The sequence below is a fragment of the Methylocella tundrae genome (assembly GCF_901905185.1).
GTDB lineage: Bacteria > Pseudomonadota > Alphaproteobacteria > Rhizobiales > Beijerinckiaceae > Methylocapsa > Methylocapsa tundrae.
On the sequence record NZ_CABFMQ020000142.1, the window covers coordinates 93,545 to 110,607 of the forward strand.

At 62.2% G+C, this 17,063-nt stretch carries 16 protein-coding genes; 11 read left to right on the forward strand and 5 right to left on the reverse strand.

Annotation, left to right across the window (positions count from 1 at the left end; all coding sequences use genetic code 11):
- Positions 1-14: 14 nt before the first annotated feature.
- Positions 15-1,298, reverse strand: a complete 1,284-nt coding sequence (gene eno / locus MPC4_RS19580; protein WP_174514003.1) for a phosphopyruvate hydratase — start codon at positions 1,296-1,298, stop codon at positions 15-17.
- 234 nt (positions 1,299-1,532) lie between these two features.
- On the opposite strand from eno, the gene MPC4_RS19585 reads away from it, so the two are divergent.
- Positions 1,533-2,339: a lytic transglycosylase domain-containing protein gene (locus MPC4_RS19585; RefSeq protein WP_244629123.1), complete on the forward strand. Its 807-nt coding sequence runs from the start codon at positions 1,533-1,535 to the stop codon at positions 2,337-2,339.
- Between the two features lie 30 nt (positions 2,340-2,369).
- Here MPC4_RS19585 and MPC4_RS19590 read toward each other — a convergent pair whose 3' ends face one another.
- Positions 2,370-2,951, reverse strand: coding sequence for a TetR/AcrR family transcriptional regulator (locus tag MPC4_RS19590; protein ID WP_174514004.1), 582 nt, complete (start codon positions 2,949-2,951; stop codon positions 2,370-2,372).
- A gap of 231 nt (positions 2,952-3,182) precedes the next feature.
- On the opposite strand from MPC4_RS19590, the gene queF reads away from it, so the two are divergent.
- A complete protein-coding gene (gene queF / locus MPC4_RS19595; RefSeq protein WP_174514005.1) occupies positions 3,183-3,644 on the forward strand; it encodes a preQ(1) synthase in 462 nt (153 codons plus the stop codon).
- Between the two features lie 28 nt (positions 3,645-3,672).
- On the opposite strand, the gene MPC4_RS19600 is transcribed toward queF, so the two are convergent.
- From MPC4_RS19600 to tpiA, 3 genes are all read right to left on the reverse strand, one after another.
- Positions 3,673-5,301: a CTP synthase gene (locus MPC4_RS19600; RefSeq protein WP_174514006.1), complete on the reverse strand. Its 1,629-nt coding sequence runs from the start codon at positions 5,299-5,301 to the stop codon at positions 3,673-3,675.
- A gap of 175 nt (positions 5,302-5,476) precedes the next feature.
- Positions 5,477-5,878, reverse strand: a complete 402-nt coding sequence (gene secG, locus MPC4_RS19605) for a preprotein translocase subunit SecG (RefSeq protein WP_174514007.1) — start codon at positions 5,876-5,878, stop codon at positions 5,477-5,479.
- A gap of 230 nt (positions 5,879-6,108) precedes the next feature.
- A complete protein-coding gene (tpiA, locus tag MPC4_RS19610; protein WP_174514092.1) occupies positions 6,109-6,894 on the reverse strand; it encodes a triose-phosphate isomerase in 786 nt (261 codons plus the stop codon).
- A 144-nt stretch (positions 6,895-7,038) separates the two neighbouring features.
- Here tpiA and MPC4_RS19615 point away from each other — a divergent pair, with 144 nt between their 5' ends.
- The 9 genes from MPC4_RS19615 (at position 7,039) to aqpZ (ending at position 16,777) form a co-directional block, all read left to right on the forward strand.
- Entirely contained in the window at positions 7,039-8,949 is a 1,911-nt protein-coding gene (locus MPC4_RS19615; protein ID WP_174514008.1) for a peptidylprolyl isomerase, read from the forward strand.
- Positions 8,950-8,959: 10 nt separating this feature from the next.
- A complete protein-coding gene (gene trpE, locus MPC4_RS19620) occupies positions 8,960-10,477 on the forward strand; it encodes an anthranilate synthase component I (RefSeq protein ID WP_174514093.1) in 1,518 nt (505 codons plus the stop codon).
- Positions 10,478-10,521: 44 nt separating this feature from the next.
- Positions 10,522-11,145 carry an FMN-dependent NADH-azoreductase gene (locus MPC4_RS19625; RefSeq protein WP_174514009.1) on the forward strand — a complete coding sequence of 208 codons (624 nt, stop codon included), beginning with the start codon at positions 10,522-10,524 and terminating at the stop codon, positions 11,143-11,145.
- Between the two features lie 120 nt (positions 11,146-11,265).
- Positions 11,266-11,874 carry an anthranilate synthase component II gene (locus tag MPC4_RS19630; RefSeq protein ID WP_174514094.1) on the forward strand — a complete coding sequence of 203 codons (609 nt, stop codon included), beginning with the start codon at positions 11,266-11,268 and terminating at the stop codon, positions 11,872-11,874.
- A gap of 4 nt (positions 11,875-11,878) precedes the next feature.
- Positions 11,879-12,946 (forward strand): anthranilate phosphoribosyltransferase, encoded by a 1,068-nt coding sequence (gene trpD / locus MPC4_RS19635; protein ID WP_174514010.1) that lies wholly within the window; start codon positions 11,879-11,881, stop codon positions 12,944-12,946.
- Entirely contained in the window at positions 12,943-13,773 is an 831-nt protein-coding gene (gene trpC, locus MPC4_RS19640; protein ID WP_174514011.1) for an indole-3-glycerol phosphate synthase TrpC, read from the forward strand. Before trpD ends, trpC begins: the two co-directional genes overlap by 4 nt.
- Positions 13,763-14,287, forward strand: coding sequence for a cyclic pyranopterin monophosphate synthase MoaC (gene moaC / locus MPC4_RS19645; protein ID WP_244629124.1), 525 nt, complete (start codon positions 13,763-13,765; stop codon positions 14,285-14,287). Before trpC ends, moaC begins: the two co-directional genes overlap by 11 nt.
- The gene (locus tag MPC4_RS19650; protein WP_174514012.1) at positions 14,284-15,510 is read left to right on the forward strand and encodes a molybdopterin molybdotransferase MoeA; all 1,227 of its coding nucleotides are present in this window, start codon (positions 14,284-14,286) and stop codon (positions 15,508-15,510) included. The genes moaC and MPC4_RS19650 overlap by 4 nt, the downstream gene beginning before the upstream one ends.
- Before the next feature lie 565 nt (positions 15,511-16,075).
- A complete protein-coding gene (gene aqpZ / locus MPC4_RS19655; RefSeq protein WP_174514013.1) occupies positions 16,076-16,777 on the forward strand; it encodes an aquaporin Z in 702 nt (233 codons plus the stop codon).
- Positions 16,778-17,063 lie beyond the last annotated feature (286 nt).

Sequence of the window (17,063 nt, forward strand, 5' to 3'; positions counted from 1 at the left end):
AACGGTCCCTGCCCTCAGGCGAAAGCCTTCAGCGCCTTGCGTCCCGCGTAGACCGCCTGCGAGCCGAGCTCCTCTTCGATCCGGATGAGCTGGTTATATTTTGCGGTGCGGTCAGAGCGAGCGAGCGAGCCCGTCTTGATCTGCCCGCAATTGGTCGCAACAGCCAGATCGGCGATGGTCGAATCCTCCGTTTCGCCGGAGCGATGCGACATCACCGCGGTGTAGCCGGCGCGCTGCGCCATATCGACGGCGGCCAGCGTCTCGGTGAGCGAACCGATCTGATTGACCTTGACGAGAATGGAGTTGGCGATGCCTTTTTTGATGCCTTCGGCGAGACGCTCGACGTTGGTGACGAAAATATCGTCGCCGACGAGCTGGATTTTGCCGCCGATCAGATCCGTCACGATCTTCCAGCCGGCCCAGTCGTCTTCCGACATGCCGTCCTCGATGGTCGCGATTGGATAAGATGCGGCGAGTCTTGCGAGATAATGGGCCTGTTCCTCCGGCGAACGGGAAAGCCCCTCGCCAGCATAGACATAGGCTCCGTCCTTGAAGAATTCGGTCGCAGCGCAATCGAGGCCGAGCGCGATGTCGGCGCCCGGTTTGAAGCCGGCGCTTTCGATCGCACGCAGAACAAAATCGAGAGCTGCTTCGGCAGACGGCAGATTAGGCGCAAAACCGCCTTCATCGCCAACATTGGTGTTGTGTCCCGCCTTTTTCAAAGCGCCCTTCAACACCTGGAACACTTCGGAGCCCCAGCGCACGGCCTCTTTGATCGAGGGCGCGCCGACCGGCAGGATCATGAATTCCTGGAAGTCGATCGGATTATCGGCGTGCGCGCCGCCATTGATAATATTCATCATCGGAACGGGCAGCACATGCGCCTGCACGCCGCCGATATAGCGATAGAGCGGTAATGCGGAGGCGTCGGCGGCCGCCTTGGCCACCGCGAGGGAAACGCCGAGAATGGCGTTGGCGCCGAGCTTTGCTTTATTCGGGGTTCCATCGAGCGCAATCATGATCGCGTCGATTTTGCCCTGATCTTCCGCCTCGAGGCCGCTTAGAGCATCGAAAATGTCCCGGTTGACGCTTTCGACGGCCTTCAGCACGCCCTTGCCGCCAAAACGCGACTTGTCGCCATCGCGCAATTCGACTGCTTCATGCGCGCCCGTCGAAGCGCCGGACGGCACGGCGGCGCGGCCGTGTGAACCATCCTCCAAAGTCACGTCGACCTCGACGGTTGGATTGCCGCGGCTATCCAAAATCTCACGGGCGGCAATGTCGATGATCGCGGTCATGGAGGCTTCCTCTTCTTTCGATTGGGGCGAATGGCTTAGGCTTTTACGACGAAGCTTCGCTGGACAAAAGGGCTTGAACGGGGTCTTGCGCTTGGAATTTTTTAAGCCTCTATCTAAAATTTCTACGCGACGCCCTCTGCCCGCGAAAAATCTTGCCGAGGGATTGAATGCAGCGATTCCTTTTAATTATTCCGCGTTAGCGTCAGCATCGCGACCCTTAGGCAAGAGCATCACGTGGCAGGCAAAATCGCTTTCGCGTCAATCGGAGCCATTTGCGTGGCGCTGACGGCGCAGGTTCAGGCGCAGAGCAATGCGCCGACCGCTCCGTTGCCGGTCGCAAGGCCAGCCGGTCCGGGCGATGCCGGGCGTCACGAGCCGGCCGGCGCAGATAAGACCGCGCAAGATAATGCGGACGATGACCGCCATGAGCCTGCCTTTGCTGCCGCTTCGACAGATGGGCGGAAAAATTTTCGCGCTTTGTTGCGGCGCGAGGCTGACAAGACAGGCCTTCCGCCCGACATAGCCGACGCCGTCGTCGCCATTGAAAGCGGCTATGATCCGACCGTGATCGGCGACGTCGGCGAAATCGGACTGATGCAAGTCCGGCCCGAGACAGCCGCCATGCTCGGTTTTCGCGGGGACGCGACCGAGCTCGCCAGGCCGGAAGTGAATATTCACTATGGCGTCGTCTATCTCGCGGAGGCGTGGCGGCTCGCCAATGGCGATCTCTGCCGCGCGCTGATGAAATATCGCGCCGGCCACGGCGAGGAGCAGATGTCGCCGCTGTCCGCAACTTATTGCGGGCGGGCGCGGGCGCACCTTGCCGCGCTCGGCTCTCCCTTCGCGGCGGCGGCCTCGGTTCCGATGGTTTTCGAGTCCATCCAGTCGAAGGCGCCGCGCGCTTTCAGAACGGCAAGGCGCGGCCTGCCGCGGCTTCGCACCGCGTCAACCAGCCGAGCGTTCTGGGCCGCGCACGAGGCAAGGGTCGCGGCGATTTCGCGGCGCATCGAGGCCAAGTGGCGCAGAATGGCGTCGCGTTAACGAAACGGGCGATTTGTCTTAATTGTTTGCTCACCGGCTAAGTCCGCGCGAAATCAGCCGCCAGACCGCGTCGAAATTCAGCTTCATCTCCGGGCGCGCCCATTCGCGCGCGTGCAGCGGGTGATGAAACCGCAACGTCGCGTCAAGAATAGCGCAGGCCGTCATGCCCGATTCGACGGACGTGAAGGCGGCCTGCTTCACGCCGTCGTCGATGATTTTGGCGACATGCACCGTTAATCTCGCCTGGTGGTCAGCGACGACGGGACGGTCTAAGCGGGCCAGTTCCAGGTAGGTTCCGAAAAGGTCTGGATCGTTTTCCGCCTTGGCGCGCACCGAGGCCATGAGGATATCGAACCATCGCCGCAAGCGTTCCGGCGCAGGCCCGCTTTCGGCGGCGATCACCGAAAGAGGCCCCGTCATGCGGGATAGCCAGCGCGCGACGACGGCGTCGAGCAGTTCCGCCTTGCCGTCGAAATGGCGGTAGAGGCTGCCGTGGCTGACATTCAGAGCCCGGGCAACGTCGATAACGCTGGTCTTGGCCGGCCCAAACCGGCGCAGCGCTGCCTCCGTCGCATCGAGAATGGCGTCTGGCGTGAGGGCTTTCTCATTCATTCTCAATGCTTTCAGCAATTCGCATAGGCTGAGCGGAGCGGCTGATCCAAATCCATGTATCATGATAACAGATTTCACTATCTGCCATCATGATTGCTACATCGTGATAATACATTCCGGGCCGCGCCGATTGAAATTTTCTCGGGATCGGCCTAGAGGCGGGTGCGAAGACGCGCGATGGCCCCTACCCTACCGGCCGTGACGCCGCACGCCCAAGCTGAGGCTGTTCAAATGGTTAAGACGCATACGGGAACGAGTCAGCTGGGCGCCAGCGTCGCCGCGCCGGCCTCGCCCGAAGAAGCAACGCTGGAGCGCGTCCCTAATCCGCATCGAAGCGAGCATTACCTCGCGCGCTTCACCGCGCCGGAATTTACCTCGCTCTGTCCGGTCACCGGCCAGCCGGATTTCGCGCTTCTCGTGATTGATTACGTGCCGGACGAATGGCTCGTCGAATCAAAGTCCCTGAAGCTCTATCTGGGCTCGTTTCGAAACCACGGCGCATTTCACGAGGACTGTACCCTGCGCATCGGCAAGGACCTCGTGGCCGTCCTTTCGCCGCGCTGGTTTAGGATTGGCGGCTACTGGTATCCGCGCGGCGGCATTCCGATCGACGTTTTCTGGTCCACGGGAGAACCGCCAGCCGGGCTTTGGCTCCCCGATCAGGGCGTCCCGCCCTATCGCGGGCGGGGTTGATAGCGGAAGCGCCGCTGCCCCGGTTAGGTCAGACGAGCCGCGATTGCTCAAGCGCCGCAGCGATAAAACTCGCAAACAGCGGATGCGGGTCGAAGGGGCGCGATTTGAGTTCGGGATGAAATTGCACGCCGATGAACCAGGGGTGATCCATGAGCTCTATGGTTTCCGGCAGCAATCCGTCAGGCGAAAGCCCCGCGAAGATCAGCCCTTTTTCAGCAAGCTGGGCGCGATAAGCGGTATTGACCTCATAACGATGGCGATGGCGCTCTGAAATTTCGGTCGCGCCATAAATCCCTGCGATTTTGGAGCCGGGCGCGAGTTCCGCCCGATAGGCCCCGAGCCGCATCGTGCCGCCGAGATCGCCTTCGGCGGCGCGAATCTGCAATTCATTGCCGCGCATCCATTCTGTCATCAGACCGACGACCGGCTCGCTGGTTGGTCCGAATTCCGTCGAATTCGCTTTTGCGACGCCGGCCAGAGAGCGGGCCGCTTCGATCACGGCCATCTGCATCCCGAAGCAAATCCCGAAATAAGGCACCTTGCGTTCGCGCGCAAAGCCAGCGGCGAGGATTTTTCCCTCCGCACCGCGATGGCCGAAGCCGCCCGGAACGAGAATGCCATGCACATGGTCAAGATAAATGGCGGGATCGTCGCTCTCGAAAATCTCTGATTCGATCCAGTCGATGCGAACGTTGATGCGGTTCGCAATGCCGCCATGCGCCAACGCCTCGATCAGTGATTTATAGGCGTCCTTGAGGCCGGTGTATTTACCGACGATGGCGATTGTGACTTCGCCCTCTGGATTGTGGATGCGCTCCATCACGGCGTTCCAGCGGCTCATGTCGGGTTTAGGCGCCGGCTCGATCCCGAACGCGGCGAGAACCTCCTGATCGAGGCCGGCGGCGTGATAGGCGCGTGGAACGTCATAGATCGAGGCGACGTCGCGCGCCTCGATGACGGCGCTTTCGCGGACGTTACAGAACAGCCCGAGCTTGCGCCGCTCCTCGCGCGGAATTTCGCGGTCGGTCCGGCAAAGCAGGATATGCGGCTGAATCCCGATCGAACGCAATTCCTTGACCGAATGCTGTGTCGGCTTGGTTTTCAGTTCGCCGGCGCTCGGGATAAACGGCAATAAAGTCAGATGAATATAGATCGCATGGGAGCGCGGCAGATCATTGCCGAGCTGGCGAATCGCCTCGAAGAACGGCAGGCCCTCGATATCGCCCACTGTGCCGCCGATTTCGACGAGCACGAAGTCGACGCCGTCATTGCCGTCGAGCACGAAGTCCTTGATCGCGTTGGTCACGTGCGGAATGACCTGCACCGTCGCGCCGAGATAGTCGCCGCGGCGCTCCTTGGCGATGATGTCCTGATAGATGCGGCCGGTCGTGATGTTGTCGTTGCGCATGGCCGGGCGCCCGGTAAAGCGCTCATAATGGCCAAGGTCGAGGTCTGTCTCCGCGCCATCGTCGGTGACGAAAACCTCGCCATGCTGGTAGGGGCTCATCGTCCCCGGGTCTATATTGAGATAGGGATCGAGCTTGCGCAGCCGGACGGTGTAGCCGCGCGCCTGAAGCAAGGCGCCAAGCGCCGCAGACGCCAGTCCCTTGCCAAGCGATGAAACCACGCCGCCGGTGATGAAAATGTACCGCGCCATGGGCTTTGAGCTTTATCCGAGTTTGATCGGGAGGGGAAGCCGATTCGAGCGGTCCCCCGGTTCATCCACAAGTCAGCGGCATGGCAGCCGCCGCTCGCAGTCGATTGGGGCCTGCGCGCTGACCCCGGTCAGAATCTATTTGGCAGGCGTCTGAGCTTCGTCCAGCTCTGCGCCGTCAATTCGGCGGGGCGAGCGGACTTGCCGGCTGAGCCGGCGGCGGGGAGGACTGGCGCTGATCCTCGATCTGCTTCAATTGATCAAGCAAACCGCCGCCGGGGCTGGCGGGCTGGCCGGGAGGCGCGTTCGCGGCCGGCTTCGTCGCTGGCGCGACATGCTGGATAATAGATGAAGGCGCCTGGTTGACCCTTGCGAGAATGGTCAAGCCCAGGCTGGTGGCGAAGAAGAGAGCGGCCAAAATCGCTGTCGCGCGAGTGAGCACGTTCGCCTGTCCACGGCCGGTCATGAAACCGCCGCCGCCGCCGACGCCAAGAGCGCCCCCTTCCGAGCGCTGCAACAGCACGGTCACGACAAGCGCAACGACGATCATAAGGTGGACGACGATCAACACCGACTGCATCAAAAATCTCTTCTCTACCCGCGTCGCGAGTCGCGACGCCTCGCATTGCGGCTTTAATTAAGGGTCTTTGCGGCGCGCTTCCAGAGCGGGCCTCCAGTTTCGAGGCGCATGGCTAGGTTCGCACCCGGCGAAGCCGCCCTCATGGACGATGCGCCACGACGGGTTCTTATACCGCCTCGAGCCGCGAGGGCTAGTGAATAAAAGCGGGCGATGACGCTTTTTGCCCGCCCTTATCTGACGAAATCGCGATAAACGCCGGCGATCGCCATGAAATCGCGGGCCGTCAGGCTCGCGCCGCCAACGAGGGCGCCGTCGACATCCTCGACTCCCAGGAGATCCGCCGCGTTGCCCGGCTTTACCGATCCGCCGTAAAGGAGGCGAATCCTGTCGCCGATGCCCGGCAAATCGACGTCAATCCGTTCACGGATGAATCGGTGCATCGCGGCGATGTCCTGCAAAGTCGGCGTCAGGCCGGTGCCGATCGCCCAGACCGGTTCGTAAGCGATGACGAGGCTTTCCGGCGTGGATTTCTTCGGGATCGAGCCGGTGAGCTGCGAGCCGACGACCGGCAAGGCCTCGCCGGCCTCTCTTTCGGCCCGTGTTTCGCCAACGCAGACAATCGCCGTCAATCCGGCCCGCAGAGCAGCGCTGGCTTTTTCGCGGACGCTTTCATTGCCCTCGTTGTGGCCCGAACGCCGCTCGGAATGGCCGAGAATGACATAAGAAGCGCCCGCATCTTTCAGCATTTCGGCGGAGATGTCGCCCGTGAAGGCGCCGCTCGGCTCGTCGTGACAATGCTGGCCGCCAAGTCCGACGCCGGCGCTGCGGCAGGCCGGCGCCGCGGAGATCAGCAAAGTCGCCGGCAGGCAGATCACGACTTCCGCCTGCCCCGCTTCGCCGGCGGCTGTCGCCGCGCAGATCTTTTCCGCTTCGACGAGATCCTTGCGAAGCCCATGCATCTTCCAGTTTCCGGCGACGAGGGGTCGCCGGGGAAGCTGCGATTGTCTATATACCATCATAAAACTTCCGCCTTTGAGGCTGGACATGCGCCGCGGACGCGTTGCAAGCGCCGGCGCACCTTCTTATAGTCCCGACCAAATTTGTAAACGTCCGGCCCAAGCTTGGCCTCAACTCTCGTGATAAAGAAAGATCAGTAAGACATGCTGGAAGCCATGCGCGCCGCAACACAGGGCTGGATCGGCCGCATCATCATGGCGATCGTGATGGGTTTTATCATTCTCAGCTTCGCAATCTGGGGCATCGGCGACATTTTCCGCGGCTTCGGCGCCAATAAGTTGGCTGAGGTTGGCGGCGAAGAGATCACAACCGACGCCTTTCGCAATGCCTATCAGACGGAACTGCAACGCGTTCAGCGCCAGGCCAGACGGGCCATCACCAATGAAGAGGCGAAGCGCTTCGGCCTTGATCGTCAGGTGTTGTCGCGTCTCCTCAGCGAAGCGGCGCTGAACCAGGAGACGCATGCGCTGGGACTCGCCATGAGCGATTCCGAAATCGCCAAAGCGATCGCCAATGATCCGTCTTTCAAAGGCCCCGACGGGCAATTCGACCACGCGCGCTTCGATGAGCTTTTGCGCGACAACGGCCTCAACGAAAAGGCTTTCGTGCGGGATCAACGCGGCTTTTACCTGCGCCATGAGCTCGTCGACCCGCTGACCGCCGGATTGCAGCTGCCGAAGGCCATGCTGGAAGCGATCCATCGCTTTCAGGCGGAAACCCGCAGCGTGGATTTTGTCATTCTTCCGGCCTCCAGCGCGGGTCCGGTCGCATCGCCGTCGGAAGACGAGCTGCGCAAATATTTCGAAGATCGCAAGCTTGGTTATTCTTCCCCCGAATATCGCAGCCTCGTGACATTGACGCTGACGCCGGAGTCCATTGCCAAACCTCAGAACGTCTCCGACGCCGACGCCCAAAAGCGATACGACGAAACCAAGGGCGACAAGTTCGGCTCGCCCGAAAAACGCGCCATCGAGCAGATCATTTTTCCCGACGACGCCGCGGCCAAAGCGGCGCGAGACAAGCTCGACGCGGGCGCGAGCTTCGACGATATTGTCAAGGATCTGGGATTGACGCTGAAAGATGTCTCTCTCGGCCTGGTGACGCGCGCGCAGTTGATCGACAAGGACGCCGCCGACATCGCCTTTGCGCTGCCGGAGGGCGCCGTCAGCGCTCCGGTGAAGACGCGTTTTGGCGCCGCTCTTATCCGCGTCACGAAGATCGAGCCCTCGAGCGTCAAGCCCTTCGCGGAGGTGGCGGACGAGATCAAACGCGATATCGCCATCGAGCGCGCGCGCGCCGAGATCGGCCGGCTGCATGACGCGATCGAGGATCAGCGCGCCTCGGGCAAATCGCTCGTCGAGGCTGCGAAAAGCGCCGGCCTCGAGGCGCGCACGATCGCCGCCGTCGACGCCGCCGGGAAGGACCCGAGCGGCGCGCCGGTCGCCGGCCTGACCAATGGGCCGGCTTTGCTCAAGGCTGCCTTTGTTTCCGATGTCGGCGTCGACAATGACACGCTGACGCTGCCGCAGGGCGGTTACCAATGGTTTGAGGTCGCCAAGATCGATAAGGCGCGGCAAAAGACTTTCGAGGAAGCGCGGCCCGAGGTCGAAAAGGCGTGGCGAGACGATGAGACGGCGAAGCTTTTGTCGGCGAAGACCGTCGACATGAGCAAGCGCCTGGAGGTTGGCGAACCGCTCGCTTCGGTCGCCGCCTCGGAAGGCAATCTCGAAGTCAAGCACGCCAATGACGTCAAACGCAGCGGCGGCAAGGATCTGCCGGCGAACGCCGTCGCCCAGATGTTCAATGTCGGCGTCGGGGGCGTCGGCTCCGCGCGCCTTGATGATGGCGGCCGGCTCGTCTTCAGGGTCCTCGACGCCGTCGTCCCTCCGATCGACTTCGCGGACCCCGCGCTCGTCGCCATTGGCGGTGAAGTGAAGAAGACCTATTCCGACGATCTTCTGGCGCAATATCTGGGGGCGCTGCAGAATGAATTCGGCGTCAAGGTCAATATGCGGGCCCTCGCGGCGGCGACCGGCGCGGCCGATGCTTACTGAGGCCGATATGATGACCGATGAGACGCATGCGGCCTTCGCCGCAAGCTATGCGGCTGGCAGGCCTTCTCTCGTGTCAGCACGTCTCATCGCCGACCTCGAGACGCCGGTTTCGGCCTTCCTGAAGCTGTCGGCTGGACGCGACGGGCGCATCTTTCTCCTGGAGTCGGTCGAGGGAGGCGCGGCGCGCGGCCGTTATTCAATGATCGGGCTTGACCCCGACATCGTCTGGCGCACGGTCGGCGACAAAGCAGAAATCAACCGGCGCGCCCTCTCGCATCCGGACGCGTTTTCGCCATGCGCCGCGCCGCCGCTTGAATCGCTGCGCGAACTCATCGCCGAATCACAGATCGAAGCCTCCGAGGATTTGCCACCGATGGCGGCCGGGGTATTCGGCTACCTTGGCTATGATATGGCGCGGCAAATGGAGAAGCTTGACGCCGCCAAGCCGGATCCGATCGGCGTTCCGGACGCGATGATGCTGCGCCCGACGATCATGGTCGTGTTCGACGCCGTGCGGGAGGAGATTTTTGTGGTGACGCCGCTGCGTCCCGTTTCCGGACAATCCTTTCGCGCGGCCTATGAGCGCGCGCTGGAGCGCATCGACGCTGTGACGGTTACGCTGGAAGGCCCTCTTCAGCATGAGGCGATCGCCGCGGACCCTGCGCTCTCGACGACGGCGCCGCGCTCCAATACGGATAAGCAGCGCTTCCATGAGATGGTGGAACGCGCCAAGGACTATGTCCGCGCCGGCGACATTTTTCAGGTCGTGCTGTCGCAGCGCTTTTCGGCGCCTTTCGCCTTGCCCGCATTCGCGCTCTATCGCGCCTTGCGCCGCGTCAATCCGTCTCCCTTCCTGTGCTATCTCGATTTCGGGCCCTTCCAGATTGTCTGCTCCAGCCCCGAGATCTTGGTTCGCCTGCGCGATGGCAAGGTGACGATCCGTCCCATCGCGGGCACCCGCTGGCGCGGCAAGACCAAAGCCGAGGATGACGCTCTGGCGCAGGACCTCCTCGCCGACGAAAAAGAATGCGCGGAGCACCTGATGCTGCTCGATCTGGGCCGCAACGATGTCGGACGCGTCTCCGAAATCGGCTCTGTCCGCGTGACCGATAAATTCGTCATCGAGCGCTACAGTCACGTTATGCATATCGTTTCCAATGTCGAGGGCAGGCTCAGCGCCGCCCATGACGCCATTGACGCGCTTTGCGCCGGGTTTCCCGCCGGCACCGTCTCTGGCGCTCCGAAAGTGCGGGCGATGGAGATCATCGACGAACTCGAGGCTGACAAGCGCGGCATTTATGGCGGATGCATCGGCTATTTCGGCGCTTCGGGCGAGATGGACACCTGCATCATCCTGCGCACCTCGATCGTCAAGGACGGCATGATGCATGTGCAGTCCGGCGCGGGCGTCGTCTATGACAGCGATCCCGCCTATGAACAGCGCGAATGTGTAAACAAAGCCCAGGCGCTGTTTCGCGCCGCCGAAGAGGCGGTGCGTTTTGCGGCGCAGGCCAGGCGCGGGCAGTAAAAAGGCGAACGCGCAGTCGCTTCGGAATCGAAAGGATCTGCGACATGCATGTGCTCCATGTGGAAGGATCGCCGCGCAAGCAGCGATCCGCCTCGCTCGATGTCGCGCGCAGTTTCATCAGTTCCTGGCAAACCCGTTATCCCTCAGGGACGATCGATACGCTCGATGTCTGGAACATGGCCTTGCCGCCCTTCGACGGAGCGGCGCTCGACGCCAAATACGCAGGGCTCGCGGGTCAAGCGAGGACTGTGGAACAGGAAACAGTCTGGAACGAGATCAGAGCCCTTGCTGAACGCTTTCACCGCGCCGATCTGATCCTGTTCAGCGCGCCGATGTGGAATTTCGGCATTCCATACCGGCTGAAACATCTCATCGACGCAGTGTCGCAAAAGGACCTCCTGTTCACCTTCGATGAACGCGGCCTCCTTGGCCTCCTTGGCGGCCGCACGGTTGTAATCGTGGCGGCGCGCGGCGTGGCCCTGGGCGAAGATTTTCCTGAAAAAGATTTTGACTTCCAGACCGCTTATTTGCGCATGTGGAGCCGCATGGTTGGCGTCACCGATGTTCGCACCGTGACGGTCGAGAAGACCCTTTTCGGACCCGAGGCGGACGAAGCCTCGAGATCGAAGGCCAAGGCCGAGGCCGCGGCGCTTGCCGGCGTCGTCTGAGGCAAAAACTCCGCGGCCGCCCGCAACAAACGGCTCCTCCTCCGGCGGCGGCGGCGATCGTTCTTGACCTCGGCGCGCCCGCGGCTCAAAAGAGCGGCTTCCGACATGGAAAGCGCGCCTGTGACCGCCATAACGCTCATCGATAATTACGACAGTTTCACCTGGAATCTGGTGCATTGCCTTGGCTCGCTCGGGGCGGATGTGAGCGTTTACCGGAATGACAAAGTCAGCGTCGAAGAGGTGATCGAGGCCGCTCCCGACGGCATCGTGATCTCGCCTGGCCCTTGCGGGCCGGCGGAAGCCGGAATCTGCCTCGATCTGATCAAGGCCGCCGCGCCCTCGATCCCGATTTTCGGCGTCTGCCTCGGCCATCAGGCGCTCGGCGAGGCCTATGGCGGCGAAGTCGTGCGAGCGCCTTTGCCGGTGCATGGCAAGATCGCGTCCATTCAGCATCAGGGCGAAACGCTTTTTCATGGTATCAATGGGGCGTTTCGCGCGGTGCGCTACCATTCGCTGGTGGTGCGCGCGGAGACGATGCCGGACGACCTCAAGATTACGGCCGAGACTGACGGGCTGGTGATGGGACTTTCGCACCGGCGCTTCCCGGCGCATGGCGTGCAGTTTCATCCCGAAAGCATCGCGTCGGAATACGGGCTGCGTATTTTCGAGAATTTTCTTGCGCTCGCGGCGCGTTGGAATAAGGCGCGCGCAGCCACGATCGAGGACTAGGACGTTGGACGCGCTGAAGCCGCTGATCGCCAAAGTCGCAACCGGCGCCAGCCTCACCGAGGCGGAGGCGAGGATCGCTTTCGATCATATTTTTGCAGGCAACGCCACCGCCGCTCAACTCGGCGCCTTCCTGATGGCGCTGCGGCTGCGCGGAGAGACGATCGAGGAGATCACCGGCGCCGTCACCGCCATGCGGGCGCAGATGCTGCGAGTCGAAGCGCCGGCGAATGCGATCGACATTGTGGGAACAGGCGGCGACGGGCACGGAACCTATAATGTCTCGACTCTCGCGGCCCTCATCGTCGCGGCCTGCGGCGTTCCCGTGGCGAAGCATGGCAACAGAGCCGCTTCGTCCCGTTCTGGCGCAAGCGATGTCCTTTCCATGCTTGGCGTCAAGATCGGCCTTTCGCCCGCGGATGTTGAAGCTTCGATGAGGGAGGCGGGCGTCGGCTTCATGAGCGCGCAGGCTCATCACGCGGCGATGCGCCATGTCGCGCCGATCCGTGCTGAGCTTGGCGCGCGCACGATCTTCAATCTGCTCGGGCCGCTCTGTAATCCGGCCGGCGTCAAATATCAGTTGCTTGGCGTCTATGCGGCCGACTGGCTCGAGCCGCTGGCGCATGTGCTGCGCAATCTGGGGTCGGAGCGCGTGTGGCTCGTGCATGGCGCCGATGGGCTCGATGAAGCGACGACCACAGGACCGACCCTTGTGACGGCTCTGGAGAGCGGCCTAATCCGGTCTTTTGAGATAACCCCCGAGGCGGCTGGCCTGCCCCGCGCTTCGCTGAAAGATCTCAAGGGCGGGACGCCGGCGGTCAATGCTGCGGCCTTGCGCGCGGTGCTGGAGGGGCACAAAACGCCCTATCGCGACATCGCCATCCTCAATGCCGCGATGGCGCTCGTGATCGCTGAAAAGGCCGGCGACCTCAAGGAAGGCGCGGCGCAGGCCGCCGCCGCCATTGACGACGGCCGCGCCGCCGCTACGCTGACGAAGCTTGTGAAGGTTTCGAACCGCGCGACGGTGCGCTCGGACCTTGCGCCAAACGCCGTCGCGATGGGATCTGATCCATGACCGACATCTTGAAGACCATCGAGGCTTATAAGCGGCGCGAAATTGCTCAGGCGAAGGTGCGCATGCCCTTTGAGGCGCTCGCCCGCAAAGCGCATGATCACGATCCGCCGCGCGGTTTCGTCAAGGCGATCGAAGCCAAGCATGCAACCGGCCATCTCGCTTTAATCGCGGAGATCAAGAAAGCCAGTCCTTCAAAGGGTCTGATCCGGGCGCACTTCGACCCGCCAGCGCTCGCGAGAGCTTATGAGGAAGGCGGCGCCGCCTGCCTCTCGGTGCTGACCGACGGGCCTTCTTTCCAAGGCGATTTGAGCTATCTGGACGCGGCGCGTAAATCGACGCATTTACCCTGTCTTCGCAAGGATTTCCTCTTCGATCCTTATCAGGTTTATGAGGCGAGGGCGAATGGCGCGGACTGCATTTTGATCATCATGGCCTGCGTTGGCGACGAAGAGGCTAGCCAATTGACCCGCGCCGCGCATGATCTTGCGATGGACATCCTCGTCGAGGTGCATGACGAAGCCGAACTGGACCGCGCCCTACGGCTCGAAACCCGGCTCGTCGGGATCAATAATCGCGACCTGCGCACGTTTGAAACCTCGCTCGACCTATCCGAGCGGCTCGCGCATAAAATTCCTTCGGACCGCATCGCGGTCAGCGAAAGCGGGATTTTCAAGCACGAGGATTGTTTGCGGCTCAAGGCGCATGGCGTATCGACGTTCCTCGTCGGTGAAAGCCTGATGCGCCAGAAAGATGTGACCGCCGCAACCAGGGATCTGCTTATCGGCGCGCTGCCGCCGGTCCACGGCAAGCACGCGCATGGACTATGAAATGGGGAGCGCGGGCCTCTCTCATCTCTCCGCAGCCGGCGCCGCCGCCATGGTCGACGTCTCCGGCAAGGCGGCGACGGAGCGTGTCGCCGTCGCCTCCGGCCGCATCGTCATGCGTCAGGAAACGCTGGAGCTCGCTTTGTCCGGCAACGCCAAAAAAGGCGATGTCTTCGGCGTCGCGCGGATCGCAGGAATCATGGCAGCCAAGAAAACGCATGAACTGATCCCGCTCTGTCATCCTCTGCTGCTCACCAAAATCAGCGTCGATCTTGAAGCCGACCCGGCGCTGCCGGGGATCCTCGTCAGCGCCCGTGCGAAAGTGCTCGGCCAGACGGGGGTTGAAATGGAAGCGCTGACGGCCGTCTCAATCGCCTGCCTCACCCTCTACGATATGTTGAAAGCGGTTGACCGTTCGATGCGAATCGAGGCCATCGGCCTAATGGAGAAGACCGGCGGCAAATCCGGCGACTGGAAAGCGGAAGGCGAGCAGCCCGCGGAGACGCCGCGCGCATGACCGGCAGGGCTGCTCTTTCGGTCGCCGAGGCGCGCGCGCGCATCCTCGCCGATGCGCCGGCCGATCGTCCGGTCGAGATGGTCCCGCTCGCCAGGGCGCTGGGCCGCACCCTCGTACGCGATCTCGCATCGAGGCGAACCCAGCCGCCCTACCCCGTCTCCGCGATGGATGGTTACGCCGTTCGCGCCGCCGATCTCGCGCGCCTCCCCGTGCGGCTGACGCAGATCGGCGAGAGCGCCGCCGGCCACGGCTTTTCGGGGCGCCTCGGCCCCATGGAGACGGTCAGGATATTTACCGGCGCGCCAACGCCCGACGGCGCGGATGCGATCCTCATTCAGGAGGAGGCGCGCCTGGAGGCGGGCTTTATCGAGCCTCTGCGAAGCGTCCCGAAAGGCAATTTCATCCGGCCCGCAGGTCTTGATTTCGCTGAGGGGCGCGTTTTGCTTCAGGCGGGGACGCGGCTCGGTCCGGCAGGGATCGCGCTCGCCGCCGCGATGAACCATGCCGAACTGCCGGTGGCTCGGCGCCCGCGCGTCGGCATCGTCGCCACCGGAGACGAGTTGGTTCTGCCGGGGACCGTCATCGGGCGCGATCAGATCGTCGCCTCGAACGCTTTTGCGATCGCCGCCCTGGTCGAAGACGCCGGTGGCGAGCCGCTCGACCTTGGCATCGCGCATGATGATTTCGGCGCGCTGGAAATCGCGATCGGAACAGCGATCGACGCCGGATGCGATATTTTGGCGACGAGCGGCGGCGCATCGGTCGGCGATCATGATCTCGTAAGGCCAGCGCTCGCCAAAGCCGGAATGGAGCTGAATTTCTGGCGCATCGCGGTCAGACCCGGCGCGCCTTTGCTGCATGGAAGACTTGGCCGGATGGCGATTATTGGCCTGCCCGGCAATCCCGTTTCGGCGGTCGTCGGCGGCGTGCTGTTCCTCAAGCCCTTGGTGCGAGCGCTGTCGGGCGATCTTTTCGCGGGCGCTGACCAGAGCGAAGCGGCGATTCTTGGCGCGGCTGTTGACGCCAACGACAGGCGACAAGACTTTATGCGCGCCACTCTCGAGCCGGGCGGCGACGGGCCGCCGATCGCGACGCCCTTCGAGGCGCAGGACTCGTCGATGCTTAGCGTGCTCGCGAAGGCGCGCTGCCTCCTGATTCGTCCGCCTCATGCGCCGGCGGCCAAGGCCGGAGACCCGTGCCGGATTATCCGCCTGCCCGGCTGATCGAACGATTGCGCCGAGCGGCCGCCGGCAGAGCGCAAGACGAGACGTTAAATCAAAAGGTTAAAAGGCAGGATACAATTCCGTCATAGCGCGCGCGGCGTCGGACGGCACAAAATCACAACATTTTTCAGCTTTGCAATTGACAATTGATTTTCATCTTGCCCAAATGCGGGCCGCAACCGTCCTCTAGTAGCGTAGTATTGCGCCACTACAGAATCCTTCTATTGGCGGCAAGCTGTCTGTCTTGCGCTGCATCCCGGTTCATGGCGTCTATTCTCCAAAGCCTTTCATCATTTGTATAAGAATATGCACTAAATATTTATATCAAAGCATGTCGCTGTTTTATGAAGCGATCGAGCTCGCATGAATGACAATACGACTGAGCGAAGCGTGCAAAACCATCCGGAAACCACGTCAATTCGTGACCGATGCAAACGGAAGCGCTCCTGCGCCACGTGAGAAACGAAGGTTGCGGTCAAGAGTCTGGGAAGCGAAGCTGTCGGGCTGTTTCGGAAGGCGCCGGGCGAAGAGCTCCGACGACTGGTCATCTTGAGGAGGTAAGTTTATGAATTCTTCACTGACTCAACGCGTGAGCGCGGAATTTCTCGGCACTTTCTGGCTCACCTTCGGCGGCTGCGGCAGCGCCGTGCTCGCCGCGGCCTTCCCTCAGCTCGGCATCGCCTTCGCCGGCGTGGCATTGGCTTTCGGCCTCACCGTCCTCACCGGCGTCTATGCGCTCGGACCCATTTCCGGCGGCCATTTCAATCCGGCGGTCACGATCGGCCTTTGGGCCGGCGGCCGCACGCCTTCGATCTATGTCGTGCCTTATGTCGTCGCGCAGGTCGCGGGCGCCATCGCAGCGGCCGCCGTCCTCTATGTCATAGCGAGCGGCAAACCAGATTTCGTGCTCGGCGGCTTCGCATCGAACGGCTATGGCGCGCTGAGCCCCGGCCATTACAGCCTTCAGTCCGCCCTCATGATCGAAGTGCTGCTGACCTTCTTCTTCGTGCTGATCATTCACGGGGCGACCGCGCCTTTTGCTCCGGCCGGCTTTGCTGGCATTGCGATCGGCCTTGCCTTGACCCTCATCCACCTAGTGTCGATTCCGGTCACCAATACATCTGTTAATCCGGCGCGCAGCACAGGCCCCGCCCTCTTCGCCGGCGGCGAATATATCGCGCAGCTCTGGCTCTTCTGGGCGGCGCCCATCGCCGGCGGCGTCATCGCCGGCCTGGTCTCACGCGTGCTTTACAAAGAAACGCGCTGATCTAACCGATTTCACAACTCCTGCTTGGCCTGCCGGGACCTCTCGACAGGCCATCTCTTTGTGCGACGGAACTTCATGAGCAGACACGAAAGGGGCGACGGGCGGGCTTCATAGCCTCTATGGTTTTCATGAATTAAAGCGCTATGGCGCCACAATGGGTTTCTGCAAAAACGTCATCAAGGCCATAGGCCACACGCCGCTTATCAAATTGAGGCATGCCTCCGAAGCCACCCAATGCGCCATTCTCTCCCCGGCTGGACCGAGCGTAAGCCGTCGATCACGCTGG